Here is a 25012-nt window from a genome sequence, read left to right on the forward strand (position 1 = left end):
CTTGGCTGTCGCCGCCAGGGTTGCGCCATGTAGAGTGCGCTGTCCCTTGTGGGAGCGGGCTAACCCGCTCTCACAGAATCATGTCGCTTACAGGGCTTGGCCGGCCAAGGTCTCCGGCAGGGTCGCGCCACCGTCGACCACCAGCGTCTGGCCGGTGACATAGGCCGCCGCATCGGATGCCAGGAACAACATCGCCGCGGCGATATCAGCCGGCTCGCCCAATCGCCCGAGCGGCACCCCGGCGCCGATCCTCGCGTTCAACGTCGCATCACCCAGGTTGTCCATGGCCGGGGTGCGGATCATTCCCGGCTCCACACCGTTGACCCGCACCTTCAGCGGCGCCAGTTCCAGCGCGGCATTGCGGATGAAACCGTTGACCCCGGCCTTGGACGCGGCGTAGTGACAGAGGCCGGGATAGGCCACCCGTGGTCCGGTCACTGACGAGGTGACCAGCACGCAGCCACCACCCTGGCGGGCGAACAGCGGCAAGGCGCCCTGGGTGAGCCAGAACAGCGCCTCCAGGTTCACCGCCAGGGTACGTCGCAGCCGTGCCGGGTCGAGTTCGGCGAACGGCGTGAGCGGAAAATACGCGGCGTTGTGGACCAGCACGTCGAGGCGTTCCAGGCTCGCCAGCAGGCTGGCAATGGCGCCAGGGGCGGCCAGGTCCAGGGCATGGGCCTGCACCTCATGGCCCAACGCCGAATGCCGCTGCGCCAGGCTCTGCAACGCATGCTCATCGAGGTCCACGGCCAGCACCTGGGCGCCGCCACGGGCGAATCCCTCGACGATGGCCTGGCCAATGCCGCCGGCCGCGCCGGTGACCAGTACCCGGTTGCCGGCAAAGTCGTAGCGGGCATTCATGGCTGTGACGCCAGGCGGGTGTAGGCCAAGGTCGGCACATCGACCACGGTGGCGCCGCCATCGGCAGTGATCACCGCGCCGGTGACGATGCTGGCATCACTGCTGGCCAGGAACTGGCACACCGCGGCGATCTCGTCGCTGCTGGCGGCGCGGCGTAGCGGCACATCGGCGCTGACCCGCCGGTAGGCCGCATCCAGGTCCTCCTGGTGGTGGTCCATCAGCGCCTGCATCTCCTGGTCCGCCATGGGGGTGCGCACCCAACCCGGGCAGACGCAATTGACCCGCACCCCGTACGGGCCATAGTCGCGGGCCAGGGAGCGGGTCAGGCCGACCAGGGCGTGCTTGGCGGTGGTGTAGCCGCACACCTCGGGGCCGGCCGCGAGCGAGGCGATGGAGCCCAGCAACACCAGGCTGCCGCGCCGTTCGCGCAACAGTGGCAGGCAGGCGCGGGCGGTGTGGAACGCACTGTCGAGGTTGCTGCGCAGCGCTTCACGCCAGGCCGCGTCATCGATATCACCGGCACGGCCAAGACCATGGCCACCGGCACAGGCGATCACCGCATCGAGTCCGCCGAAGCGTTCGCGCACCTGGCCGATGAAGCCTGGCCAGGTGGCGCTGTCCGCCGCGTCGCCGGCCAGTACCAGGCCCTCCGTGGCCAGCGCCACCTGCTCCAGTGCTGCCTGGCGCCGGCCGACCAGCGCCACCTGCCAGCCCTGGCGGGCCAGGCGCTGGGCGCACGCGGCGCCGATGCCGCTGCCAGCGCCGGTGATCAACACGCTGCGGCTCACAGCGGGTACTCCGTGCGGTTGACCACCTGGCAATAGGAAGAGACCGGGAAGTTGGCCAAGGCATCGAAGCCACCGCCTTGGTAGCCGAAGATCTTGCCGTCGCTGCGGTGCTGGGCCAGGTCGATCATCACCAAGCCCAGGGTCGGTACGATCTTCTCGCACCAGACGAACAGGTACAGCTGCTCGGCGATCTTGTAGTAGTAGGCCCGGTCGGTGTCGCACAGGCCCTGCTCGACGCCTTTGAGGCACTGCCAGCTGTAATGGTTGGGGTTGAGGTAGAGGTGCTCGTATTCCTCGGTGGGGCTGTAGCGGTAATGGTTGCGCAGGCCCACCAGCTCGGTGGTCGGCGCATGCGGGCAGGCGCCGGGCTGCCAGGGCAGGTCGAGGCTGCCATGCAGGAAGGTGGCCTCGACCCCGGTCAGTGGCTCGCCGGCCAGGGCCAGTTGGTACAGCCCGCGCTGCGTGCGGGCCTGGTCGGGCAAACGGCCGAGCACGGCGGTGAAGGCCTGGGTGTGGGTGTCGAGCACCAGCGACACCGACCAGGCCTGGCCGCCTTCGTGCTTGATGAAATCGACCAGGTAGATGCCTGGCCGCACGGAGGTGGCGCGATAAGCGGCGCTGCCGTTGCTGTGGCCATCGGCGGCCTGCCAGTGCAGGCGTTGGCTTTCGAAGCAGTGTTCGATGACCCAGCCGTTGGCGAAGTGCAGGGTGAGGCTGCGCCCGGACAGGTCGGCCAGTTGCGGCAGGATGAAGGCGTCCGGGGCGAAGCCTTCGGCGAGGGCGCCCACGGTAATCCAGTCGGCGTGCTTGGTCATGGCGGTGACTCCTGTGGTTGAAAGGCTCACAGGGTGCAATGCGGCAGAGGCTGGCGGTATCAACCGGAAGGTTGAGTCACAGGTACAGCAGCGTCACCAACTCGGTGCGGTTGCGCACGTCCAGTTTGCGGAACAGGTTGATCAGGTGGGTCTTGACGGTCGGCAGGCCCAGGTCCAGGGCGCGGGCAATCAGCTTGTTGCTGCAACCTTGGCGCAGCAACTCGGCGATCTGTTGTTCTCTTGGCGTCAGTTCAGGCAGGGCCCGCCTGGCCGGCGGCTGGCTGGCCAGTGCCAGTTGCATCAGGCCATGCAGCGGTAGCAGGCGTTCCAGTTCGTCGGCCTGGAACGCGCCGAGCCCCGGGCAGCGCAACAGCGACACGCCAGCCATGGGGCGCGCATCGACCTGGGCGATGATCTCCACCACATCCACCACCTGGTGCTGGGCCAGAAAGCGTCGGTAAGTCTGCCCCTGGGCCTCGGGCAGGCAGGCCAGGCCCTGGCCCAGCGACACCACCGGCCTGCCGATGGCCATGCAGCGACTCGGCTGCAGTGGGTCGTAGGCTCGGTAGTGCGCCAGGTAACGCGCATGCATGGGCGCTTGCAGGTCCTGCAACAGGAAGTCGCAGGCCTGCTGCTCGGCGTCGATGCGATAAAAGGCCGCCAGCGACGCCGGCACCTGCTGGCTGAACGCCTGCAGGCAGTAGCGGCCAAGGTCCTGCCCGCTGCCAGCCATGATCAATAGCGGATCATCACCGACTTGAGCTCGGTGAAGTCGTCGATGAAGGCCGAACCGAACTCGCGGCCGATGCCGGAGGCCTTGATGCCGCCGAACGGCACCGCCGGGTCGAGCAGGGTGTGCATGTTCACCCACAGCGTGCCGGCCTGGATCTCGGGGATCAGGCGCATGGCCTTGGCCAGGTCGTTGGTCCACAGGCTCGCGCTCAGGCCGTAGGGCGAGGCGTTCATCAGGTGCAGCAACTCGTCCTCGTCGTCGTAGGGCAGGAAGGTCGCCACCGGGCCGAAGGTTTCCTGGTTGAGCAGGGTGTCGCTGGCTTGGTTGGCAAGGATTACCGTGGGCTCGACGAAGCAGCCCGGGCCGTCGCCCAGGCGCCCGCCGTGGACGATCCGGTTGCCCTCGGCGCGGGCGGTGGCGAACAGCTCGCCGAGTTTTTGCTGGTGCGGCTTGTTGGCCACGGGGCCGAACTGGGTGGTTTCGTCCAGTGGCGAGCCGATCTTCAACTGGCCCAGGCGCTGGCACAGCGCTTCGAGCAGGGGCTCGAGCCTTGAGCGATGGACGTAGAAACGCTCGCCGGCGGCGCAGATCTGCCCGCAATGCAGGAAGCCGGCCTCGATGATGCCGTCCACCGCCTTGTCCAGGCCGACGTCGGGGAGGAAGGCCACGGCGTTCTTGCCGCCCAGTTCCAGGGTCGCGCGGGTCAGCTTGGCGCCCATGGCCGCCTGGCCGACGGCGATGCCGGTGGGCACTGAGCCGGTGAACGACACCTTGTCGGTGCCGGGGTGCTCGACCAGCGCCTTGCCGACGTGACCGGCGCCGGTCACCACGTTGAGCGCACCAGCCGGCAGCCCGGCTTCGCTGCCCAGCTCGGCGATGCGCAGCAGGGTCAGCGGGGTGAACTCGCTGGGCTTGAGCACGATGCTGCAGCCGGTGGTCAACGCCGACGCCAGCTTCCACAAGGCGATCATGGTGGCGAAATTCCACGGCACGATACCGGCCACCACGCCCACCGGTTCGCGCAGGGTGAAGGCGCTGTAGCGCTCGCCGGCGAAGGAGGGCAGCGACGGGGTGATGGTCTGGCCGGTGATCTTGGTCGCCCAGCCGGCGTAGTAGCGCAGGAAGTGCGCGGCCTGCTCGACCTCGAAGGCGCGGGCGATACCAATCAATTTGCCCGATTGCAGGGTTTCCAGCTGTGCCAGCTCTTCACGGTGGGCTTCGAGCAGGTCGGCCAGGCGCAGCAACACACAGGCCCTGGCGGCAGGACTGCTGCGCGACCAACTGGCAAAGCCCTGGCGCGCGGAATCCACGGCACGCTCAACGTCGGCCTGATTGGCGTCGGCGATCTGCGCGATGGCCTGGCCGTTGGCCGGGTTGTACACCGTGAGGCGAGCGCTGGCCTGGCTGGCGACGTGCTCGCCGTGGATGTACAGCCCGTGGTCGCGGGCGAGGAAGGCGCTGACGGCGGGGAGAAGGGCAATGTCGCTCATGGCGTGGCTCCGGACAATGGATGCGCTGGCATGCCAGCGATGGGCCCACAGCGGCCCCGGTTGCCCGCAGATTACGGCTCTAGCGGCGTTGGCTTCTTGTCTGCCCATGCCACCCCCATGACCGAGCCTGCCAACTCGAGGAAAAGTGCAATGCGAGCTGCGGAACTTGCATTTTCCACACCCTGGCTGGCTCCCATACTGGCCTGGCATTCAGCGGCGGGCAGCCTGCTCCGTGCCGACGCTCGCCAAGGTCCAATAACAATGAGCCAGACCATGAAAAAGCCAAACGCCCTGCTCGAAGACTTAAAGCCCCTGCTGCCGGCCATTGCCGCCCGTGCCGACCAGGCCGAACGCGAGCGCACGGTCCCTGCCGAGAACATCGCCGCGCTCAAAGGCGTTGGCCTGCACCGGGCTTTTCAGCCAAGGCACTACGGTGGCCTTGAAATCAGCCTGGCGCAGTTCGCCGAATGCATTGCCGCCCTGGCCGGTACCTGCGCCAGCACTGCCTGGGCCATGAGCCTGCTATGTACCCACAGCCACCAACTGGCAATGTTCCCGGCACATTTGCAGGATGAAGTCTGGGGCCGCGACCCACACGCCACCGCCAGCAGCAGCATCGCCCCCTTTGGCCGTGCCGAGGAGGTCGACGGCGGCGTGCTGTTCAGTGGCGAGATGGGCTGGAGCAGCGGCTGCGACCATGCCGAGTGGGCGATCATGGGATTTCGCCGGGCCAATGGCGAAGGCGGCCAGGACTATTGCTTCGCCGTGCTGCCACGCAGCGATTATCAGATCCGTGACGACTGGTACGCGGTGGGCATGCGCGCCAGCGGCAGCCGCACGCTGATCGTCGACCGTGCCTTCGTGCCCGAGCACCGTATCCAGAGGGCCAAGGACATGATGGAAGGCACCTCGGCAGGTTTCGGCCTGTACCCGGACAGCGCGATCTACTTCAACCCGTACCGGCCCTATTTCGCCAGCGGCTTCTCCACCGTCAGCCTGGGTATCGCCGAGCGCATGCTCGAGGTATTCAAGGACAAGACCCGCAACCGCGTGCGCGCCTACACCGGGGCTGCGGTGGGCGCCGCCACCCCGGCGCTGATGCGCCTGGCCGAGTCGACCCACCAGGTGGCCGCGGCACGGGCGTTGCTGGAAAAGAGCTGGGAGCAGATCGCCGACTACAGTGCCCGCCACCAGTACCCGACCCGCACCGAGCTTGCGTTCTGGCGCACCAACCAGGGCTATGCGGTCAAACTCTGCATCCAGGCGGTGGACCGGTTGATGGCGGCGGCCGGTGGCGGCGCCTGGTTCGACAGCAACGAATTGCAGCGGCTGTTCCGCGACGCGCACATGACCGGGGCCCATGCCTACACCGACTACGACGTCTGCGCGCAGATCCTTGGCCGTGAGCTGATGGGCCTGGAGCCGGATCCGGCGATGACCTGAGCCGCAACAGCTGACCGTGGTCGGAACAACCGCGCCGGCCCAGACCCACGACAATCAAGGAGCCTTGCATGGCCATTTCTTTCGATAGCCGCGCCTTGCGCCGCGCCCTGGGCAACTTCGCCACCGGCGTCACGGTGATCACTGCCACCGATGCCTCGGGGCGCAAGGTGGGCGTCACCGCCAACAGTTTCAACTCGGTGTCACTCGATCCGCCGCTGGTGCTCTGGAGCATCGACAAGCGCTCCAGCAGCCATCCGGTGTTCGAGGCCGCCGGGCATTTCGCCGTCAACGTCCTGGCCGCCGACCAGATCGAGCTGTCCAACACCTTCGCTCGGCCCAGCGACGACCGCTTCGCCGGTATCGAGCACGAGACCGGGGAGGGTGGCGCGCCTCTGTTGCCGGGCTGCTCGGCGCGTTTTCGTTGTGAGAAGCTCCAGCAGATCGATGGCGGTGATCATTGGATTCTCATCGGCCGGGTGCTGGCGTTCGACGACCTGGGGCATTCACCGCTGCTTTATCACCAGGGGGCCTATTCCAGGGTTATGCCCCATGCATTGTTGGACCGTTGCGCGCAGGGGTAACTGTTTCGAGGTGTTCGACGCAAGAGTTGCAGCACCTGGCACCTGGCAACACGGATCAAGACCGGCGGCAGGCAGTGGCAAGACCCGCCCGGGTGCAGGCCGCAAAGTGACAGGGACGACCCGGCGATCGCCAGCACTTGCGGCGCGCCGGGCAAGCGGTCATCTTTCCCTCGTCCACCCAGGGCCCAGCCATGACAATCAACAATAAGCTCACCGAGCACCTCAACCGCGGCAGCGTCGGTTTCCCCACCGCGCTGGCCAGCACTGTCGGCCTGATCATGGCCAGCCCCGTGATCCTCACCGCGACCATGGGCTTCGGCATCGGCGGCAGCGCCTTCGCCGTGGCCATGGTGATCGCCGCGGTGATGATGCTGGCCCAGTCGACCACCTTCGCCGAGGCGGCGGCGATCCTGCCGACCACCGGTTCCGTGTACGACTACATCAACTGCGGCCTGGGCCGCTTCTTCGCCATCACCGGCACGCTTTCGGCCTACCTGATCGTCCATGTCTTCGCCGGTACCGCCGAGACCATCCTCTCCGGGGTGATGGCGCTGGTGAACTTCGAACACCTCAACACCCTGGCCGAGTCGGCCGGCGGCTCCTGGCTGCTGGGGGTCGGCTTCGTACTGGTGTTCGGCGTGCTCAATGCCTTTGGCGTCAGTGCCTTCGGCCGCGCCGAAGTGGTGCTGACCTTTGGCATGTGGACCACGCTGATGGTGTTCGGCGTGCTTGGCCTGCTGGCGGCGCCGGCGGTGCAGCTGGACGGGCCGTTCGGCGTATCGCTGGTCGGCACCGACCTGATGACCATCCTCTCGCTGGTGGGCATGGCCATGTTCATGTTCGTCGGCTGCGAGTTCGTCACCCCACTGGCCCCGGAACTCAAGCGCTCGGCCTGGGTGATGCCCAAGGCCATGGCCCTGGGCCTGTTCGGCGTGGCCAGTTGCATGTTCATCTATGGCGCGGCGATGAAGCGCCAGGTGGAGAACGTGGTGCTCGACGCCGCCAGCGGCGTGCACCTGTTGGATACGCCCATGGCCATCCCGCGCTTCGCCGAACAGGTGATGGGCGATATCGGCCCGCTATGGCTGGGCATCGGCTTCCTGTTCGCCGGCGCCGCGACCATCAACACGCTGATGGCCGGCGTGCCGCGGATTCTCTACGGCATGGCGGTGGATGGCGCGCTGCCGAAAGTGTTCAGCTACCTGCATCCGCGTTTCAAGACGCCGCTGCTGTGCATCCTGGTGGTGGCGCTGATCCCATGCCTGCATGCCTGGTACCTGGGCGGCAATACCGACAATATCCTGCACCTGGTGCTGGCGGCGGTGTGCGCCTGGAGCACCGCGTACCTGCTGGTGACCCTGTCGGTGGTGCTGCTGCGCATTCGTCGCCCAGACTTGCCGCGGGCCTATCGCTCGCCGCTGTTCCCGTTGCCGCAGATCGTCTCCAGCATCGGCATCCTGCTGGGCATGTGGTTCATCACCCCGCCGGGCATGAACCCCGCCGATGTCTATGTGCCCTTTGCCGTGATGCTGGGCGCCACGGCGGCCTATGCGCTGTTCTGGACCCTGTGCGTGCAGAAGGTCAACCCGTTCAAGCCAGCCAGGGTCGAAGACGTGCTGGAGAAGGAATTCGCCGCCGAACCCGGCCAGGCCCACAGCGAGCAGGTGCAGCATGTCGGCAAGCTGGCTTGAGCGCCTGAGCGCGCCGCGCGCCCCGGCCGGATACCGGCCGGGGGCGACCCTGGCGCGGGTGGCGCGCAACCTCGGCGTCGAGGATGCGCGCAGCTTTACCTACCGGGAGGATGGCCCGCTGATCGAGGTGCGTGAACGCACCGAGAGCCACTTGTTGATGCACCTGGTGATGTGCGAGTTCATCCTGCGTCTGCCTGCCAGTGGCCAGGGGACGCTACGCGTCGAACTTCAACATACCGGCGTATTGCGCCGCACCGGCCTGGCCTGCCGACTACGGGGTGGCGATCCGACGTTGTTCAATGCGCTCAAGGCCCGTCTTGGGGAGGTTGACGCCGCACTGATGCCCCTGGATTTCAAGCGCCTGCTCATCGACTGCATCGAAGGTGAGTGGCGGGTCAGCCTGGAACACATGGGCGCAAGCGAGGTGGTCAACCGCATGCCCGCCTTGCGTCGCTACATTCCCCTCGACGCCGAGCAGCGGCGCCTGCTCTGGCAGGCGTTCGACATACTGCTGCATACCCTGCAAGCCCTCTGAACCCGGCGCGCCCCTCTGTAGGAGCGGCCTTGCGTCGCGAAAGGGCCGCGTAGCGGCCCCAGGATTTCAGTAACCACGGGGCTGCTACGCAACCCTTTCGCGACGCAAGGCCGCTCCCACAGGGCGTGTGCGCCATTTTCAGAGGCAATCATGGTTGTACCTTTATAGATAACATGTTAACAATTACCCCATAACAACAACCGTTGCGTGTGGAGGTAGCCATGCCCCAGTCCACTTCTCCGTACAGCGCAACCCTGGCCGCCGACGGCCTGGAGCGCTGGACCACCGCCATGCAGCAAGTCTGCGGCCGTTTCCAGACCGAACTTGCGTTCAACCGCTCGCTGTTCATCGGCGAAATCGCCACCTTCAACCGCGCCGGCCTGGCCCTGGCCAACCTGCGTACCAACGCCGGCAATATTCGCCGGCTGGGCGACAACGCCGACTGCGACGACGACCAGCACTGCTTCCTGGTCAGCCAGCGCATGGGTTATTCGCAGATCACCCAGGACGGCGTCAGCATCCAGTTGTCGCCCGGCGAAGTGCTGTTGATGGATTCGGTGGGGCCCTGCGAGATCACCCCGTTCGGCTTGATCGAGCATGTCTCGCTGTCGTTGTCCCGCGAACAGGTGCGCAAGCATTTGACCGGACCGGGGCCGACCTTCGGCAAGATCTCCTCGACCAATGCCTGCGGGCGCATGCTGCACCTGCTGATGGACCAGCTGTGCCGCGAGGGCGACGACAACGGCGAGACCCAGGGCGAAGCCTTGCAATCGGCGTTCATCGCCTTGCTGGCACCGGGTTTCGAGCGCGGCGAGGACCACCCCGGGGCGCTGACGGGACTTGGTGGCGCGAACCTGCGTGGCTATGTGCAGAAAGTCATCGATGAGTCGCTGGGCCAGCCTGGCCTGACCCCGGCCAACCTGGCCGAGCGCCTGAGCATTTCGGTGCGCCATCTATACCGCCTGTTCGAGGAGGAGGGCGACAGCGTCTGCCGCTACATCCAGCGTTCGCGGCTCAAGCGCAGCGCCGACGACCTGTCCAACCCGTTCCTAAAGCGCGAATCGATCACTTCGATTGCCTACAAGTGGGGGTTCACCGATTCGGCGCATTTCAGCCGGGCATTCAAGAAGCACTTCGAGCAGTCGCCGAAGGATTATCGGGCCATGGCCCTGATGGCAGGGCGCTGATCCTCATCGCTGCCACAGGTTATGCCGCGAAAGGGCCGCAAAGCGGCCCCAGCAATCTCAAGCCAGACGCGCAGCCAGCCTCTCTACATAATCAGCCACAAACCGCCCATGCTCCGCCCCCGGCTGCTGTAACTCGATGAACGCCAGCATCGGGTCCTCCACCGCCGTCCTCACGCCCACCAGCTCCTCCATCACCGCCAACCCGCAGAACGGCACATACGCCTCGGCATATCCCCCCTCGTGCACCATCACCAAGCGCCCCGCGCAAAGCCGCTCGGCGGCCTCGCGCAGCATCCGTGTCATGACCCGGAACGACTCGCTGTGCAGCAGCATCCGCGCCAGCGGGTCGACTGCGTTGGCGTCGTAGCCGCAGGCCACCAGGATCAATTCCGGCTCGAACCGCTGCAATGCCGGCAAGACGATCCGTTCCATCGCCTGCAGGTACCCCGCATGCCCGGTACCGGCCGGCAGCGGAATGTTCAGGTTGCAGCCTTCGCCATCGCCCACGCCACGGTCCTCGGCGCCGCTGTAGCCGGGCGGGTAGCAATGTTCCTGGTGCAGCGAGACGGTCAGCACATCAGCCCGCTGCGCGTAGATCGATTGGGTGCCATTGCCGTGGTGCACATCCCAGTCGATCACCGCCACCCGGCCTAATCCATGACGCGCCTTGGCGGCCTCGATGGCGATGGCGATATTGGCCAGGAAGCAGAAGCCCATCGCCTGGTCGGCCAGGCAGTGGTGCCCTGGCGGGCGCGAGAGCGCATAGGCGTTGTCGGCCTCGCCGCGCAGCACGCAGTCCACCGCGGCGATGGCCAGCCCGGCGGACAGCTTGGCGATCTCGTAGGTGCCCGGGCCGATGGGCGCCTGCAGGCCCAGCTCGCCGCCGCCGGCATCGCTCAGGGTCTTGAAGCGTTGCAGGTAATCGGCAGGATGGACGCGCAACAGGTCGGCCTCGCTGGCGGGCTCGGCACCGTGCAGGTGCAAATGCCGCGTCAGCCCCGACACCTGCAGCAGGTTCTTCAACCGCCGTTTGGTTTCCGGAGATTCGGCAAACCCTGCGGCGGCGGGGGGCTGCACCCAACCGCCGACCGGCAGGGTCAGGGCATGCAGCCCGGCGCTGTGCCAGAAACACAGCTCATCGGAAAAAAACGCGGTACGGCGGCTCATGGGTGAACTCCAGTGGTGGCGAAGGAACGAGAGCGGCGGGCGAGCATCAGGGCGATGAGCGCCAGCAGCAGGCAGGCGATGGCGCCGAGCAATACGGCAGGCATGCCATGGCGAGATTCGAGCAGCGGCCCGGCGATGGCCGGGCCTAGGGCCAGGCCGCCGCCGATGACCAGGTTGGCGCTGCTCATCAGTCGTCCCTGGCGGTCGTGTTCGGCCAGGCAGGCGAGGATGAACGGCAGGGCGAAGGTCCAGCAGTACTTGAACAGCAGGGCGGCCAGGGCGAAGCGCGGCAGGTTCGGGCGGCCCAGCAGCAGGCCGATCGCCGCGGCCATCAGGCCCAGGCCTAGTAGCAGTAACAGGTTGCGCGGCCAGCGTGGCCCGATGGCCGTGGCGCAGAGCGAGCCGACGATGCCCATCAGGGTGGCGAGCGACAGGATGCGGCCAGTGCTCGCCGGGTCGATGGCAGCCGCCGCGGCGACACTACCGATGAAGGTCCACACCGCGCTGAGCCCGGAGTAGAACAGCAACAGCGCGAACAGCCCGCACAGGCCGGGCAACCAACGCGTCGTGGACGCCTGAACAGAGCGTTCGGCCTGACCAACCGCAGCCGGGAATGCTTCGGCCAAGGGCAGGCACAACCCCATCAGCAGGGCCAGGCCCAGATACAGCGCCTTCAGGCCGACCTCGGCGAACAACGGCGGTAACAGCCATAGGCCAACGGCACCGAGAATGAGCTGGCCACTGACCCACAGACCGTACACCCGGTCCGGCTGTTGGCTGCTGGCGGCACTGGCGATGCATACCACCATCAGCGTGCCACCGGCGAGGGCGCTGAGCACGCGCAGGGCCAGCAACTGAGTAAAGCCGTCGCACAATGCCGACGCCAGGTTGGCGAGGATGAACAGCAGTGCCGCCAGCCGCGCCACTTGTCGCCAGTCCCAGCGCGGCTGCCAATAGTAGGCGGGCAGGGTGGCCAGGCTCATGGCCGCCAGCTCCGCGCCAAACAGCTGGCCGATGCGCGCGGGCCCTAGGCCCAACTGGCTGGCGTACTGGGCGGCGACCGCCGGTGCGGTCATCAGGACGGCGGGGACCACGGCGGCGAACAGGATGATGGCCAGCAAGCGCAGCGGGGGCAGGCCGAAAGCATTGAACGTGGGCATGGCGGCTCCTCAGAAGACATGGACCAGGCGCAGCAGCAGGTTGTCCTGGGCGTAGGCGTTGTCGGTGGCGACGTTGCGGGTCAGGCCCAGCAGCACCTGGTTGCGCTTGTCGAGCCAGTGGCCGAGCTCGAAGCCGACCTGGGTATAGCGCTGGTGGCTGTCATCCAGGCGCCGGCCGCCCAGTTCGAGCTCGCCACCATCGGCATGGATCAAGCGCAACGCGCCGTAGGTGGTTGCCGTTAAGTCATAGGAGGCGAAGGCCTGCAGGCGGTACAGCGGTTTCTGCTTGAGTGTGCTGTCGAAGTAGTCGTTGTTGCGCCCGTACAGTTGGGCTTCGAGGTTGGCCTCGAGCAGCCAGCGCTCGCCGACGCCCTGGGTGTAGTTGTAATTCAGGTGCAAGGCCCAGCGGTTGGCGCCGGGCGAGACGCCGGGATTGTTGCCGTGGTACTCGCCGACCGGCACGCTCAGCAGCGCGAGCAGGCCGCTGTAGGTGCGGGTTTGCGGGTCGTTGATGAAGAACAGCGTGCCGCCGACCTGCGGGTCGCCGATGCCACGCTCGCGGCTGTGCCGGTCGCTGCCGGGCAGGCGAGCCTCGGTGTCGACATAGGAGACGATGAACTGCGGCGTGCACAGGGCGCCGCAGATATCGCTGAACCACAACTGGCGCCAGGCCACGGCATTCACGGCGAGGTCGGCGTTGCCCCGGCTGTCGGCGGTGCCGTGGTAGTCGTTGGCGCGGGTCAACGGCAGGTAGGCGACCCCCAGGTGGGTGCCCAGCGGGGCGCTGACGAAATCGCGGGCATTGAGGTCGGCGGCGTCGACGCCCGTCCCGGTCAGGGCGAGTGTCAGTGGCAGGGTTCGGGCGAGGCGAGCGAGCATGGGCGTGTTCCTTTTGTTGTTGTAATTGGCGAACAGCGGGCAAAGCTTCCCCGGCCCGCCATGGTGCATGGCGGGTGCAAGTGGCTATGGCCTAGAGCGGTGGGTGGTGCAGCAAGTGGGTGATGCCGGCTTTGTTGTTGACCCCAAGCTTGGAGTAGATGCTGCGGATGTGGTGGCGCACGGTGTTGGGCGCCACGCCCAGTTCGCGGGCGATCTGCTTGTAGGTGCCGCCGCCGCCGAAGCGTTCGGCCACGTCCGCCTCGCGAGCACTGAGCTGGGCCAGCGCCGAGCGCGGCCGCGCGGCGAGCAGGAACAGGTCGCCCACCGCGGTGGCCTCCAGTTGCAGGTGCTGGCCGCGATAATGGCTAGGGCTGACTTCGGCGGGCAGGTGCGGGCCGCTCCAGCGTGGCCACTCCAGCAGCAGGCGCTCGACGAAACCGCGCTCGGCGTGGTGCAGGGTGCCGAGACGGTCGCACACTGCCAGCGACAAGGTGTTGGCGCCGTCCAGCGTCTCGCGCAGAGCCACCAGGGCGCGGATCTGGTTGGCGCCTTCAGCGGCGACCAAGTGTGGCATCAGGTGTTCGAGCAGGCAGCGTTCGGCGTCGCTGAACGGGGTGTCGCCGGGGCCGCGATAGAGCGTCAGGTGCACGCTCAGGCGGGTTTGCGGGTCGATATGGATGATGCACAGGAACTGCCCGAAACCATGGCGGGCGCCGAGCCAGCGCAGGCCTTCGGGGGCATCGGTGGCCTGGCTGTCGACGATCACCGCGTGGCCAGGGTGGGCATGCACCCGCTGTACGGTGATGTCCTGGTCGCGGATCGATTGCCAGTCCTGCACATAGCTGGCCGGCAGGCCGTAGACATGGCTGCTGTGTTCATGGGGCAGGCCGTCTATAAGTGCGGCCCGCCCCCACCAGGCCTTGGCGAACGGCAGCAGCTCGCCGCTGCGCTCGAGCATCTGGTCGTGAAAGCGTTGCAGCGGCTGTTCCTGGGCCAGGCGCTGAAGTTCCAGCACCAGGGCGTTGAACAGCATGAAGCCGGGGGACGCAAGGAAATCGGACATGGGCGGTACCTGGCTGCGACGTTCTTGTTGTTGTCAGGGCCTGGGGGGAGTATCGCCAAAGGGGGAGGGGCAAGACCATCCTGCAGATGCAGGATGCGGGGGCGCCGCGAACGGGCCGCAGCGCGGCCCTGCGGTGGATCAGGCAATCGCCAGGTAATGCTTGACGAAGGTCTCGCTCAGCACCTCCCACAGCACCGGCGTACCCTTGGTCACGAACCAGGCATCGCCCGCCTTGTAGCGCGTCACCTGACCGGTGGATTCGTCGGTCAGCTGGATTTCGCCGGTGACGATCACCGCCTGTTCATTGAACGGATAGACCATGCGGAACTTGCCTTGGGTGGTGCCGAAATAGGCGCTGCTCAGCGGATCGGTCGGCGCGCCATGGGTCATCTTGCCGTAGCACTTGAGCTCGCCTTCGAGGATGGTCGAGCCGAGGTCGGCAACGGTGCCCCAGGCGTCGAGTTCGGACAGTTGCACACCCTGGCGGACGGCGGTGAGGGTCATGGTGGTTCTCCTGGTCTTGTTCAAAAGGAATCAACGGCGGCCGTTGAAGAAGCCTGACAGCTGATGCACGGTCTTGCCGGCGGTCAGCAGCAGCGGGCGGATATGGTCCTTGCCGAGGATGCGCGCATGCTTGACCGAGCTGATCAGGTCATAGCGGCTGGAGCCTTCGCTCATGCCTTCGGCGAGAATCTTGCAAATGATGTGGCTGGGGGTGACGCCAAAGCCCGAATAACCCTGTACGTAGAAGGCATTGGGGCGATCGCTCAAGGTGCCGATCTGCGGGAACAGGTTGGCGCTGGTAGCCATCGGCCCGCCCCAGGCGAGGTCGATGCGCACGTCCTTGAGGTAGGGGAAGATCTTCAGCATCAGGTTGCGGTTCCAGGCCTTCAGGTCCTTGGGGATATGCTCGACGAAAGGCGTGGCGGCACCGAATAGCAGGCGGTTCTCGCGGGTCACCCGGTAGTAGTCGATGACCGGGCGGATGTCGCTGTAGGCGCCGCGGATCGGGCTGATGCGCTGGATCAGTTCGTCCGACAGTGGTTCGGTCATCAGTTGGAAGGCATAGGTGTTGACAGTGCGCGCATGCAGTTCGGGCTCGAGCTTGTTGAGGAAGCTGTCGCAGGCCCACAGCAGCTTGCCGGCCTTGACCGAGCCACGCCCGGTGCGCACGGTGATGCGTTCGCCGTAGTGCACTTGCAGCGCCGGACTGTGCTCGAAGATCCGCGCGCCGTGGCCGACCAGGGCCTGGGCTTCGCCCAGCAGCAGGTTCAGCGAATGCACATGCCCGCCACCCATGTGCAGCAGCGCGCTGCTGTAGGCGTCGGAGCCGATGATCTGCTTGACCTCCGAGCCGCCGAGAAAACGAATCTCATCCTTGCTGTTGATCGCCTTGAAGTCCTTTTCCCAGGCTCGCAAGGTTTTCTCCTGGCGGGCGTTGAAGCCCATGTAGCCGTAACCGTGGCAGAAGTCGGCGTCGATGGCATAGCGGGCGATGCGGTCCTTGATGATGCCGGCGCCCAGCTCGCTGATTTCGAAGATCTCGCGCAGGCCTTGGTCGCCGACGCTGCTCTTGATCTTCTCCAGGTCGTGGCCGATGCCGGCCATGATCTGCCCGCCGTTGCGCCCGGTGCCGCCGAAACCCAGGTAGCGGGCTTCGAGCACGACGACGTTGGTGATGCCTTTCTCGGCCAGTTCCAGGGCGGTGTTGATGCCCGAGAAACCGCCGCCGATGACCACCACGTCGGCGTCTATGTCGCTTTCCAGGGTCGGGAAGCTCAAGTTGTACTTCTTGGTGGCGGTGTAATAGGTGGGCGTTTCTATGTTGATCATGGCGCAGCCTGGACAGTTGGAATTATTGGAAAGCAGGGCTTGCACAAGCGCTGGCTGTGATCGGCATTGAGCACCTAACGATCGGTAGGTGTCTTGCCTGTGGCTGCCAGGGTTTTGATCGAGGGTGCCAGCCTGGTATGGGCTGGAGATGGCGGGAAAGCGGCAGATGCCAAAACCTCGAACAAGGTTCCGGCATCATGCGCCTCATGAAGATGTTAAGTAAATCGCGAGCGGGGGCGATTCACAGCAAAAGGAGGGGCTACTGCGCGGCTTGCTGCTTAGCTGCAGGCTCAGCGTAGGAAACGTAATAGGCCAGGCCGACGAAGATCGCCCCGCCCACCGCGTTGCCCAGGAACACCGCCAGCAGGTTGTGGGCGAACTGGGCCCAGTCCAAGTAACCGGCGAAGATCGCCGCCGGGATCAGGAACATGTTGGCCACCACGTGCTGGAAGCCGATGGCGACGAAAGCCATGATCGGGAACCAGATGCCGAGGATCTTGCCGCTCATTTCGCGGCTGGCATACGACAGCCAGACCGCCAGGCACACCAGCCAGTTGCAGCCGATGCCCGAGACGAAGGCATGGACGAAGTCGGCGCTGGCCTTGCTGGCTGCCGCGGCCAGGGTCTTGCCCAGGTAGGGGCCTTCGGTGAGGCCGAGCAGGTGACCGAAGCACCAGGCGACGAACAGTGCGCCCATCAGGTTGGCAAGGGTCACCAGCAACCAGTTGCGCGCTACCGCGCCGAGGCCGATGCGCCGGGCGAACATCGCCAGTGGCAGGCTCATCATGTTGCCGGTCAGTAGTTCACCGCCGGCCAGGATCACCAGAATCAAGCCGATCGGGAACACCGCTGCACCCAACAAGTTGCCGAACGACGCCCATTGCGCGGGAATCATCGTGCTGACATGAATCGCCAGGAGGAACCCCAGCGAAATGAACGCGCCGGCGAGGAAGCCGAGGATCAGCGTGGCGCGGGTGGGCAGGTGGGCTTTCTTCACGCCAGCTTCGATGACGAGCTCGGTGATCTGGGACGGGGCAATGACGGACATGTGGCAACTCGAACGCAGGCACGGCGGTGGCACAGGGCCTACCGCAATACGGGGTTGAACAACTGGGGCGCTGGGAGATGGGGCGAAGGGCAGGGCGACGGCAATCTCTGAAGCAACTTCGAACAGGACGGCACGTTATCTGAGGCAATTTGACGCAGTCAAATCGATAGCTTGGATGAGTTGATAGATATTATCGATCATGCACTTTCGTGATAACCAGGTGTGCTATACCACACGGGTTGTCATGGTATTGAATTAGTTGAATGCAACGCAATAATTCGAAGTTTCCCACTCTTCACGCGAGGTATGAATGCCATGGATGTCCAAGACATCGAATCCCAATCCGTCGACAGCCCGGTGACCCGCAGCGCGATTTTCCTGGTGGCCACGCTGAACCCTGGCGAGCCGGCCCGCGAGCAGGTGCGGGCCTTGTGCGGTGACTTGGGCGGGCTGGTCCGTTCGGTGGGCAAACGGGTGCCAACAGGCAACCTGTCGTGCGTGATCGGCTTTGCCGCTGCGGCATGGGAAGGGCTGTTCGGCGCGCCACGGCCCGCGTCACTGCACGCCTTCCGCGAATTCGGCAGCGGCCAGCGCAAGGCACTGGCGACACCGGGCGATATCCTTCTGCATATTCGCGCCGAGCACATGGACCTGTGTTTCGAACTGGCCGCGCTGGTGGTCAAGCGCCTGGGCGCGACGGTGACGGTGGTCGATGAAGTTCAGGGTTTTCGTTACTTCGACATGCGCAGCATCATCGGTTTCGTCGACGGCACCGAAAATCCCGGCCCACGGCAAGTGGCCAAGTTCACCCTGGTGGGTGAGGAAGATGCCAACTTCACCGGTGGCAGTTATGTACTGGTGCAAAAGTACCTGCACGACATGGCCGGTTGGGAAGCGTTATCCACGGTCGAACAGGAACATATCATCGGCCGTACCAAACTGTCCGATATCGAACTCGATGCCGCGATCAAGCCAAGTTGCTCCCATAGTTCGCTGACGACCCTGGAAGAGGGCGGCGAGGAAATCAAGATACTGCGCGACAACATGCCCTTCGGTCGCCCCGGCGCGGGGGAGTTCGGCACCTACTTCATCGGTTATGCCCGTTCACCGGCGCCCATCGAGCAGATGCTGGAAAACATGTTCGTCGGCAAGCCGGTGGGCAACTACGACCGTTTGCTGGACTACAGCCGGGCCGTGACCGGTGGCTTGTTCTTCGTGCCGAGCGTGGACTTTCTCGAGGGGCTCGAGGGCTGAGGTGTGTTGAATTGTGCGCGCCTTTGGCTCATCATTTACCTCGTATTACATGTTACGTACCATGGTACGCTTAAGCGGAGTAACGAATGGCCAGGGCGGGGATCGATAAAGGTGTAGTGGAGCGGGCGCGCGATGCGTTGCTGGCCCGGGGCGTACACCCCAGTATCGATGCAGTACGTATCGAGCTGGGCAATACCGGTTCGAAGACCACCATCCATCGCTACCTGCGCGAACTTGGCCGGCAGCCCAAGGCCGGGCTTGAAGGCACGGCCTGCCTCAGCCAGCCGTTGGCCACGTTGGTCGAGCAACTGGCCAGCCAACTGCAGGCAGAAGGGCAGGCGCGGATCGAGGCTGCCGAAGCGGCGCTCAACCAACAGGGCGAGCAGTTGCAGGCGCAGTTGGCCTTGGCCCAGCGTGCCCTTGCCGCCGCGCACCAGCACAACGAGGCCCAGGCACGGCAACTGGCGACGGCCCAGGAGCGGTTACAGGCCGAGCAGTTGCACAGCGCCAGCCTCAAGCAGGCACTGGGCGAGGTGCAACTGCGCCTGGCCGACAAGGACGAGCAGATCCGCTCCCTGGAAGCCAAGCACCGCGATGCCCGCGAAGCGCTGGAGCTATACCGCACCCAGCGCGAGCAGGAACAGCGCCGCATCGATACCCAGGTGCGCCAGGTGCAAGGGCAGTTGCAGACATTGCAGCAGGGCGCGCTGGCCCACCAGCAGGAATCGACCCAGCTCAATCGCGCCAACGAGCGCCTGCTCGCCGAGCAGCGCCAAGCCCTGGCGCAACAAGCCGTGTTGGCGCAGCAACTGGAACAGCGCGATGCCCAGGTGCAGGGGCTGCGGGCCATGCTTGCCCAGGCCCAGGGCGCGAGCGAGGAAATGCGCCGGCGCCTGGCCGCCTGCGAACAGCGCTGATCACCTGGCATTGCTGCAAACGAAGCGTAGGCGCCAACTTTCTCGCCTCTGTAGTGGTCCCGCAACTCCTTGCCCAGCCCCTGGGGATGGGCGCACGCCGCTGAACTATAGTCATTTGCGGCAAAAGCTCGATGACAAGGGACTTCAATGCGCACAGCCAGGAAACAGACCGACGACGGTGTCTTCCCGGTGACGGGGGAGGCCCGCGCGGTGTCGTTGTTCCGCCTGATTCTGGGTTTCATGGCGGTGGTGATGCTCGCCTTCGTGCTGGTCGAGGGCTGGCGGATCTGGCGCGACTATCGCCAGGTCTTCATCAATGCCGAGAACGCGGTGAGCAACCTGTCTCGCGCCACAGCCCAGCACGCCGAGGATGCCATGCGCCAGGTCGACGCGATCACCGCCGCGCTGTCCGAACGGCTGGAGGGTGATGGTTTCGCCCTTATCGACCGGCCACGCTTGCACGCGCTGCTCAAGCAGCAGGCGCAGATCATGCCGCAGTTGCATGGCTTGTTCGTGTATGGCGCCGATGGCAGCTGGATCGTCACCGACAAGGATGTGGTGCCGGCCAACGCCAACAATGCCGACCGCGACTACTTCATCTACCACCGTACCCATGCCGACCGCCAGGTGCGCATCGGCTCGGTGGTGCGCAGTCGCTCCACCGGCGACTTGATCATCCCTATCTCGCGGCGGCTGGATCACCCGGACGGCAGCTTCGCCGGAGTCCTGCTGGGGACCATCAAGGTCGACTGGTTCGTGCGCTACTACGGCGATTTCAAGATCGACGAGCGGGGCGCCCTGGTGCTGGCCAAGCGCGACGGCACCATCCTCGTGCGCCGGCCGTTCGTCGAACAGGTGATCGGCCGCAATCTGTCGGCCAGCGACATCTTCCGCAAGTACCTGCCTTACGCCAGCGAGGGGGTGGTCGAGGCGGTGGCGGTGGTCGACGGCACGCCGCGGTTGTATGGCTTCCGGGCCTTGTCGAGCTATCCGTTGGTGGTCGAGGCGGGCCTGTCGCGCGAATCGATCCTCGCCCCATGGCGGCACGACATGATCAAGTCGGTACTGGTGTTGCTGCTGCTGTTGATCGGTTTGTCTGGCTTTGGCTGGATCGTCCTGCGCCAGTTGCGTGAACGGATCGTCATCGAGCGCGCGCTGCACCAGGCGCACCAGACCCTCAAGGCCCTGGCGCTGACCGACAGCCTGACCGGCTTGGGCAACCGGCGGCGCCTGGATGCGGTGCTCGAGCCGGAAATCCGCCGGGCGCGCCGCCAGGGCTCTGCCCTGGCGCTGGTGATGCTCGACCTGGACTACTTCAAGGCTTACAACGACCGCTACGGGCACCCGGCCGGTGATCAGTGCCTGCGGCGTTTCGCCGAGGTGTTGCGCCAGGCGTTGAAGCGCCCAGGGGACCTGGCGGTGCGTTATGGCGGCGAGGAGTTCACCTTGCTGTTGCCCAATACCGATGCCCAGGGGGCGAGCCAGATCGTCCAGGAGATCCTGGCCATGTTGCGCCGCCAGGGCATGGCGCACGCTGGCAGCCCGCTGGGGCAGGTGTCGGCCAGCGCCGGGATTGCGGTGGGCGCACCTACGGTGGAAGCAGTGACGCCTGAGAACCTGATGGCGGCGGCGGATGCGGCGTTATATCAGGCCAAGCGCCAGGGGCGGGATCGCTATTGTCTGGCGGCCGGAGAAGTCGGGATGCAGCAGTGACCAAACACATTGCCGCGTTGACGCCTGGTTCAGGTGTGCCAACGGACACTGGTAAATTTGCTAGGTTACGCGGCGCGCGAGGGGGGGTAGGTTAAGGCACAGAGTAGGAAGCCTTCGCTTCATCGACCCTAGTAAGGAAACGACCCATGACCGCACTTAGCAATAGCAATTCAGCTGTAGAAGTTGTTTCGTTTCAAGCCTATGAACTCCAACAAGTTATCGATGGCAACGACATGGCGTCCGAGAAACGCTACCTGCAGGTGTTGATCGAAACGAAAGACACCAAGGGTCGATTAGTGACGTTATCGGCAGAGCAGTTGAGCCACTTGGAATGGATTGACGTTAAGTCGGGCAAGGTGCTCTCTCGCTGTGAGAGAGTCGAAATCGACCTTGGAGACAAACGGGCTGTCGACAATGCGCCGCAACAAAGTTTAGTAACTTTTCTTTTCGAGGAAAACTATAAAACAGCGATTACCCTGAAGGCGTGCCTTGAGCTTGACGGAGCGTTGCACGACACCAATGAAGTTGCACTCGGTGCTCCCAAAGCTGCAATGGGAATTGACAAAAGTCAAATAAGAGGACCTCATTGGCTACCCGGATTAACGACCGTTCCATCGAACACTCCCTTTACCATCAGCCTGAAACGGGGCAAGAACGAGATCTCATATTCGGAAGGGCTCTCGGAATGGATCTATAACTCGCAGGTCAGCGTATTCAACTTGAGCCTAAGTAGTAAAAAGAAAATCCGATCCGTTACCACTATTCCGAGTGGGGACAATTTATTTCACGTAGGGAGTAGCCTTGAAGGCTCTCGTGTATGGAGTCATTGTTGGTGGTTCCATAGTTTCGCACCTGTCAGGGAGTTTGATTACGTAAAATTGAAAGGGGACGTCGGCGGCGAGCACCTAACGTTCAGCTATATAGGTGGTTTCTATAGTTCGGGGGTTCAACCCACAGGCCCAGAGAAATTTTATTTTGTGACGATTGACGAATCGTACAATCGTCATGAAACGGTCCTGGTCGTCACGAACGAAACCTATGTTTTTCGAAACTCTACACCTTCTGAGAGTAAATATTATTCAGGTTTGATAAAGCGAAAAGGCTCGGCATGATCGCTGTTGCCACGCAGTCAATGCAGCGCTCGATCTCAAGAGCGCTGCAACTACAAGGCTCAGCCATTGTTCCGCTAAACCCTCACCCTGCCTCCACCAACACACCGTCACGCCCCAACCGATATCGCCGCAAGTCTCGCGCCAGGATCAAGTGTCCGCTGTAGCAGGCGCGAGCCTCTTGGCGCACTTCCTCGATCGAACCCCCGCGCCCGCCCTTGTCCTGGTAGCGGGCACTGAAATGCGTGAGCACCAGGTTCCTTACCCCAGCCCCCTCGGCAAAGCGCGCCACCGCGGCGGCCGTGCTATGGCCGAAACTGCCCTGGGCGCGCTCGATCACCGGTTGGGTGAAGGTCGCTTCGTGCACCAGCACATCGACATCCCGCGCCCACTCGCCCAACAGCTCCGGGCGGTCGTTGTCGCCGCAAACGATGAAACGCTGCACCGGGCGCGTGGCCAGCAGGTACTGGCGCGGTTCGAGCCTACGCCCCTGGTACTCGACGGCCTGGTCGTGGGCCAGCTGCCCCCACAGCGGCCCCGGCGCAATACCTTCGGCACGCAGGCGTTCAGTATCAAGGCGCGGTTGCGGGTCGCTTTCCTCGAACACAAAGCCCCAGGACGGCACCCGGTGCGACAGCGCCAAGGCGCTGATCCGCACATTGTCGAATGCCATCCCGGCAAAGGTCTCCAGATCGGTGAAGCGCAGCTCGAATGCCAGGTAGCTTTCGCTGACCGCCAGGCTCTGCCGGACCCACGCCTGCAGGGCCGCGGGCATCACCAGCAGCAAGGGCTCCTTGCGCCCGGACATGCCGGCACTGGCCAGCAAGCCTGGCAAGCCGAAGCAATGATCGCCGTGCACATGGGTGATGAAGATGGCGCGCAGCTCGCGCAGCGACAGCGGGCTGTGCAGCAACTGGTGCTGGGTGCCCTCGCCGCAGTCGACCAGGTACCAGCCCGTGCCGCTGGCCTCGATCACCGCTGTGGCGCTGACATTGCGGGCCTTGGTCGGCACCCCGGAAGAGGTGCCGAGAAACAGCAGGTCCATTGCCTGACTCCTTGAGCTAACGACGCGCCCCGCAAACCGGGGCGCGCGGAGACTAGCACGCCGGTGCCGGGCTGTCATCGCCGGCAAGGCCAACCCCTGTAGGAGCCGGCCTTGCCGGCGAACACCGGCGCCAGCCGGTGCCCTGGCGCAGGCAACCCCAGGCTTACTTGAAATCCGCCTGCATTTGCGTGGCGATGCTCACCCCATTGGAGGACTTCACGCAGACATCCAGATAATCGGTGAAACGCGGCGGCATCGCGATGCCTTCTTCGAGCAGGCGGCTGTTGTCGAACAAGTAATTAAGGTCGGCGAAGCCGCTGTACAGGCGCAGTGCGCGCAGCACCAGGCGCGGGTTGGCCGGGCCGATGCGGGTTTCGAAGCTGCTGGCCAGGGACTTGAGGTCGTCCGGGTCGACCTTGCGGTAGCGCTCGCCCACCGGTTGTGCGCCATTGGCCAGGGCAAAGGCCTCGTCGATCTCGGCGAAGGTGCAGGCCGAGCCGTGGCCTGCGGAGATGTGATAGAGGTCATGGCCCAGCGCCGGCTTGAGCGTCAGGCCGATCAGCGCCTCGGCGCAGTAGTCCACTGGGATCACGTCGATCTGCTCGTCCAGGCCGCAGGTGAAGCTTTCCAGGGCAAAACCCATGCGGAATACCCAGAAGATGCTGCCTGATGCCTGGCAGCCCAGGCTGCGGTGGCCGACGACGATGGACGGGCGCGCCACCACCAGCGGCAGGGTGGGCAGCGCTTCGCGCATGCGCCGCTCGATCTCGGCCTTGGACGCGGTGTAGTCCACCAGTTGCTGCTCGGCCTCGGGGAATTCCCAGGATTCGCTGATCGGCGATTCGCGCTGCGGGCCGCAGCACATGGCGGTGCCGACATGCAGGAAGCGCTTGAGGCGTGGCGAGCGGCTGAGCACCTGGGCAAAGGCGAAGGTCCCTTCGACGTTGACCGGCCAGATGGTCGGGTTCTTCGAGAACGAGGCCACCGCGGCGCAGTTGATCACCCGGTCGACCTGCATCAGGCGCGGGGTTTCGCGGGCCAGCCAGGCGGTGTCGAGGAAGTCGCCGAGGATGATCTGCTGCGCGCTCAGGGCCCTGCTCTGGGCAGCGCTGACACCGTGTTGGCGCAGGTTGTCGCGCAGGCGTTGCAGGCCTTGCTCGGGGGTTTGGCCGCGGACCAGAAAGGCGAGGGCCGGGCCATGGCCGCTGGCGATCAGCTGGGCGGCCACCGAGCCACCGAGAAAGCCGGTGGCGCCCGTCAGCAGAATGCATTCGTGCGGTGGAATAACGGTGATGGTCGCACCAGTGGCGGGGGCGTTCATAAGTTTCCTCGGCAATGAGTTGCCTGCTTTACATCTCTTGAGGGGATGTAAAAGTTGTGTGAGAAGTTTGGCCTCAACTAAACATTTAACTGAGGTCGCGGGGCGTGGCCCTTGGGTTCAGAAGTCTGCGCCTGGGCTGGCACAGGAAGGCAAGTGCCGACCAAGGTTGGCCGGCGACTGATTGTCGGCGGGAGAAAAAATTAATTCAATTAACAGATCAGACAGTTTGAGGGGGTTTTAGTGAAAGAATTTTAATGCGTGTTGAAGGGCTGTAAGTGTCTAGGAGGAATGTGTAAATAAGTTTAAAATTCCCAGGTTTTTCGTTCAGTTCGCACAAACCGCGAAAGGGCTGCAACGCAGCCCTGACAATCTTCGAGGA

At 64.7% G+C, this 25012-nt stretch carries 22 protein-coding genes and 1 pseudogene; 9 read left to right on the plus strand and 14 right to left on the minus strand.

Going from position 1 to position 25012, the window contains the following annotated elements:
* Nucleotides 1–87: 87 nt before the first annotated feature.
* The 5 genes from E3U47_RS07980 to E3U47_RS08000 form a co-directional block, all read right to left on the minus strand.
* Nucleotides 88–861 carry an SDR family oxidoreductase gene (locus E3U47_RS07980; protein ID WP_134690560.1) on the minus strand — a complete coding sequence of 258 codons (774 nt, stop codon included), beginning with the start codon at nucleotides 859–861 and terminating at the stop codon, nucleotides 88–90.
* Nucleotides 858–1649, minus strand: a complete 792-nt coding sequence (locus tag E3U47_RS07985; protein WP_256660245.1) for an SDR family NAD(P)-dependent oxidoreductase — start codon at nucleotides 1647–1649, stop codon at nucleotides 858–860. The genes E3U47_RS07980 and E3U47_RS07985 overlap by 4 nt, the downstream gene beginning before the upstream one ends.
* A complete protein-coding gene (locus tag E3U47_RS07990; protein ID WP_134690562.1) occupies nucleotides 1646–2464 on the minus strand; it encodes a molybdenum cofactor biosynthesis F family protein in 819 nt (272 codons plus the stop codon). The genes E3U47_RS07985 and E3U47_RS07990 overlap by 4 nt, the downstream gene beginning before the upstream one ends.
* Before the next feature lie 76 nt (nucleotides 2465–2540).
* Complete coding sequence (locus E3U47_RS07995) at nucleotides 2541–3197, minus strand: helix-turn-helix transcriptional regulator (protein WP_134690564.1); 657 nt, start codon at nucleotides 3195–3197, stop codon at nucleotides 2541–2543.
* 2 nt (nucleotides 3198–3199) lie between these two features.
* Complete coding sequence (locus tag E3U47_RS08000) at nucleotides 3200–4687, minus strand: aldehyde dehydrogenase family protein (protein WP_134690566.1); 1488 nt, start codon at nucleotides 4685–4687, stop codon at nucleotides 3200–3202.
* Nucleotides 4688–4960: 273 nt separating this feature from the next.
* Between E3U47_RS08000 and E3U47_RS08005 the strand changes: the two genes are divergently transcribed.
* From E3U47_RS08005 to feaR, 5 genes and pseudogenes are all read left to right on the plus strand, one after another.
* Nucleotides 4961–6130, plus strand: coding sequence for a p-hydroxyphenylacetate 3-hydroxylase oxygenase component (locus E3U47_RS08005; protein ID WP_134690568.1), 1170 nt, complete (start codon nucleotides 4961–4963; stop codon nucleotides 6128–6130).
* A 68-nt stretch (nucleotides 6131–6198) separates the two neighbouring features.
* Nucleotides 6199–6708: pseudogene (locus E3U47_RS08010) on the plus strand (flavin reductase family protein); the annotation flags it as partial.
* 194 nt (nucleotides 6709–6902) lie between these two features.
* Nucleotides 6903–8402 (plus strand): APC family permease, encoded by a 1500-nt coding sequence (locus tag E3U47_RS08015; protein WP_134690572.1) that lies wholly within the window; start codon nucleotides 6903–6905, stop codon nucleotides 8400–8402.
* Nucleotides 8383–8937 carry a DUF3156 family protein gene (locus E3U47_RS08020; protein ID WP_134690574.1) on the plus strand — a complete coding sequence of 185 codons (555 nt, stop codon included), beginning with the start codon at nucleotides 8383–8385 and terminating at the stop codon, nucleotides 8935–8937. Before E3U47_RS08015 ends, E3U47_RS08020 begins: the two co-directional genes overlap by 20 nt.
* Nucleotides 8938–9158: 221 nt before the next feature.
* Complete coding sequence (gene feaR, locus E3U47_RS08030; RefSeq protein WP_134690578.1) at nucleotides 9159–10124, plus strand: transcriptional regulator FeaR; 966 nt, start codon at nucleotides 9159–9161, stop codon at nucleotides 10122–10124.
* Between the two features lie 57 nt (nucleotides 10125–10181).
* Here feaR and E3U47_RS08035 read toward each other — a convergent pair whose 3' ends face one another.
* The 7 genes from E3U47_RS08035 to E3U47_RS08065 form a co-directional block, all read right to left on the minus strand.
* A complete protein-coding gene (locus E3U47_RS08035; RefSeq protein WP_134690579.1) occupies nucleotides 10182–11291 on the minus strand; it encodes a class II histone deacetylase in 1110 nt (369 codons plus the stop codon).
* Entirely contained in the window at nucleotides 11288–12451 is a 1164-nt protein-coding gene (locus tag E3U47_RS08040; protein ID WP_134690581.1) for an MFS transporter, read from the minus strand. The genes E3U47_RS08035 and E3U47_RS08040 overlap by 4 nt, the downstream gene beginning before the upstream one ends.
* Nucleotides 12452–12460: 9 nt before the next feature.
* Complete coding sequence (locus tag E3U47_RS08045) at nucleotides 12461–13330, minus strand: transporter (protein WP_134690582.1); 870 nt, start codon at nucleotides 13328–13330, stop codon at nucleotides 12461–12463.
* A gap of 91 nt (nucleotides 13331–13421) precedes the next feature.
* Nucleotides 13422–14393 (minus strand): helix-turn-helix transcriptional regulator, encoded by a 972-nt coding sequence (locus E3U47_RS08050; protein WP_218568152.1) that lies wholly within the window; start codon nucleotides 14391–14393, stop codon nucleotides 13422–13424.
* Nucleotides 14394–14531: 138 nt separating this feature from the next.
* Entirely contained in the window at nucleotides 14532–14897 is a 366-nt protein-coding gene (locus E3U47_RS08055; RefSeq protein WP_134690584.1) for a cupin domain-containing protein, read from the minus strand.
* Between the two features lie 30 nt (nucleotides 14898–14927).
* Nucleotides 14928–16226, minus strand: a complete 1299-nt coding sequence (locus E3U47_RS08060; RefSeq protein WP_134690586.1) for an FAD-binding oxidoreductase — start codon at nucleotides 16224–16226, stop codon at nucleotides 14928–14930.
* A gap of 259 nt (nucleotides 16227–16485) precedes the next feature.
* Complete coding sequence (locus E3U47_RS08065; RefSeq protein WP_134690589.1) at nucleotides 16486–17274, minus strand: formate/nitrite transporter family protein; 789 nt, start codon at nucleotides 17272–17274, stop codon at nucleotides 16486–16488.
* A 315-nt stretch (nucleotides 17275–17589) separates the two neighbouring features.
* Between E3U47_RS08065 and E3U47_RS08070 the strand changes: the two genes are divergently transcribed.
* The 4 genes from E3U47_RS08070 (at nucleotide 17590) to E3U47_RS08085 (ending at nucleotide 22270) form a co-directional block, all read left to right on the plus strand.
* A complete protein-coding gene (locus E3U47_RS08070) occupies nucleotides 17590–18528 on the plus strand; it encodes a Dyp-type peroxidase (RefSeq protein WP_218568153.1) in 939 nt (312 codons plus the stop codon).
* 86 nt (nucleotides 18529–18614) lie between these two features.
* On the plus strand, nucleotides 18615–19445 hold the full coding sequence (locus E3U47_RS08075) for a DNA-binding protein (RefSeq protein ID WP_134690593.1): 831 nt from the start codon (nucleotides 18615–18617) through the stop codon (nucleotides 19443–19445).
* A 147-nt stretch (nucleotides 19446–19592) separates the two neighbouring features.
* A complete protein-coding gene (locus E3U47_RS08080; protein ID WP_134690595.1) occupies nucleotides 19593–21158 on the plus strand; it encodes a sensor domain-containing diguanylate cyclase in 1566 nt (521 codons plus the stop codon).
* 146 nt (nucleotides 21159–21304) lie between these two features.
* Nucleotides 21305–22270, plus strand: coding sequence for a hypothetical protein (locus E3U47_RS08085; protein WP_134690597.1), 966 nt, complete (start codon nucleotides 21305–21307; stop codon nucleotides 22268–22270).
* An 82-nt stretch (nucleotides 22271–22352) separates the two neighbouring features.
* Here the strand turns inward: E3U47_RS08085 and E3U47_RS08090 are convergent, their stop codons facing one another.
* Together E3U47_RS08090 and cprA are read right to left on the minus strand one after the other, a co-directional pair.
* Nucleotides 22353–23312, minus strand: a complete 960-nt coding sequence (locus tag E3U47_RS08090; RefSeq protein WP_134690599.1) for a ribonuclease Z — start codon at nucleotides 23310–23312, stop codon at nucleotides 22353–22355.
* 163 nt (nucleotides 23313–23475) lie between these two features.
* Nucleotides 23476–24633 carry a cationic peptide resistance protein CprA gene (cprA, locus tag E3U47_RS08095; RefSeq protein ID WP_134690600.1) on the minus strand — a complete coding sequence of 386 codons (1158 nt, stop codon included), beginning with the start codon at nucleotides 24631–24633 and terminating at the stop codon, nucleotides 23476–23478.
* Between the last annotated feature and the right edge of the window lie 379 nt (nucleotides 24634–25012).

The sequence above is a fragment of the Pseudomonas sp. RIT623 genome, from assembly GCF_004519305.1.
Lineage (GTDB): Bacteria > Pseudomonadota > Gammaproteobacteria > Pseudomonadales > Pseudomonadaceae > Aquipseudomonas.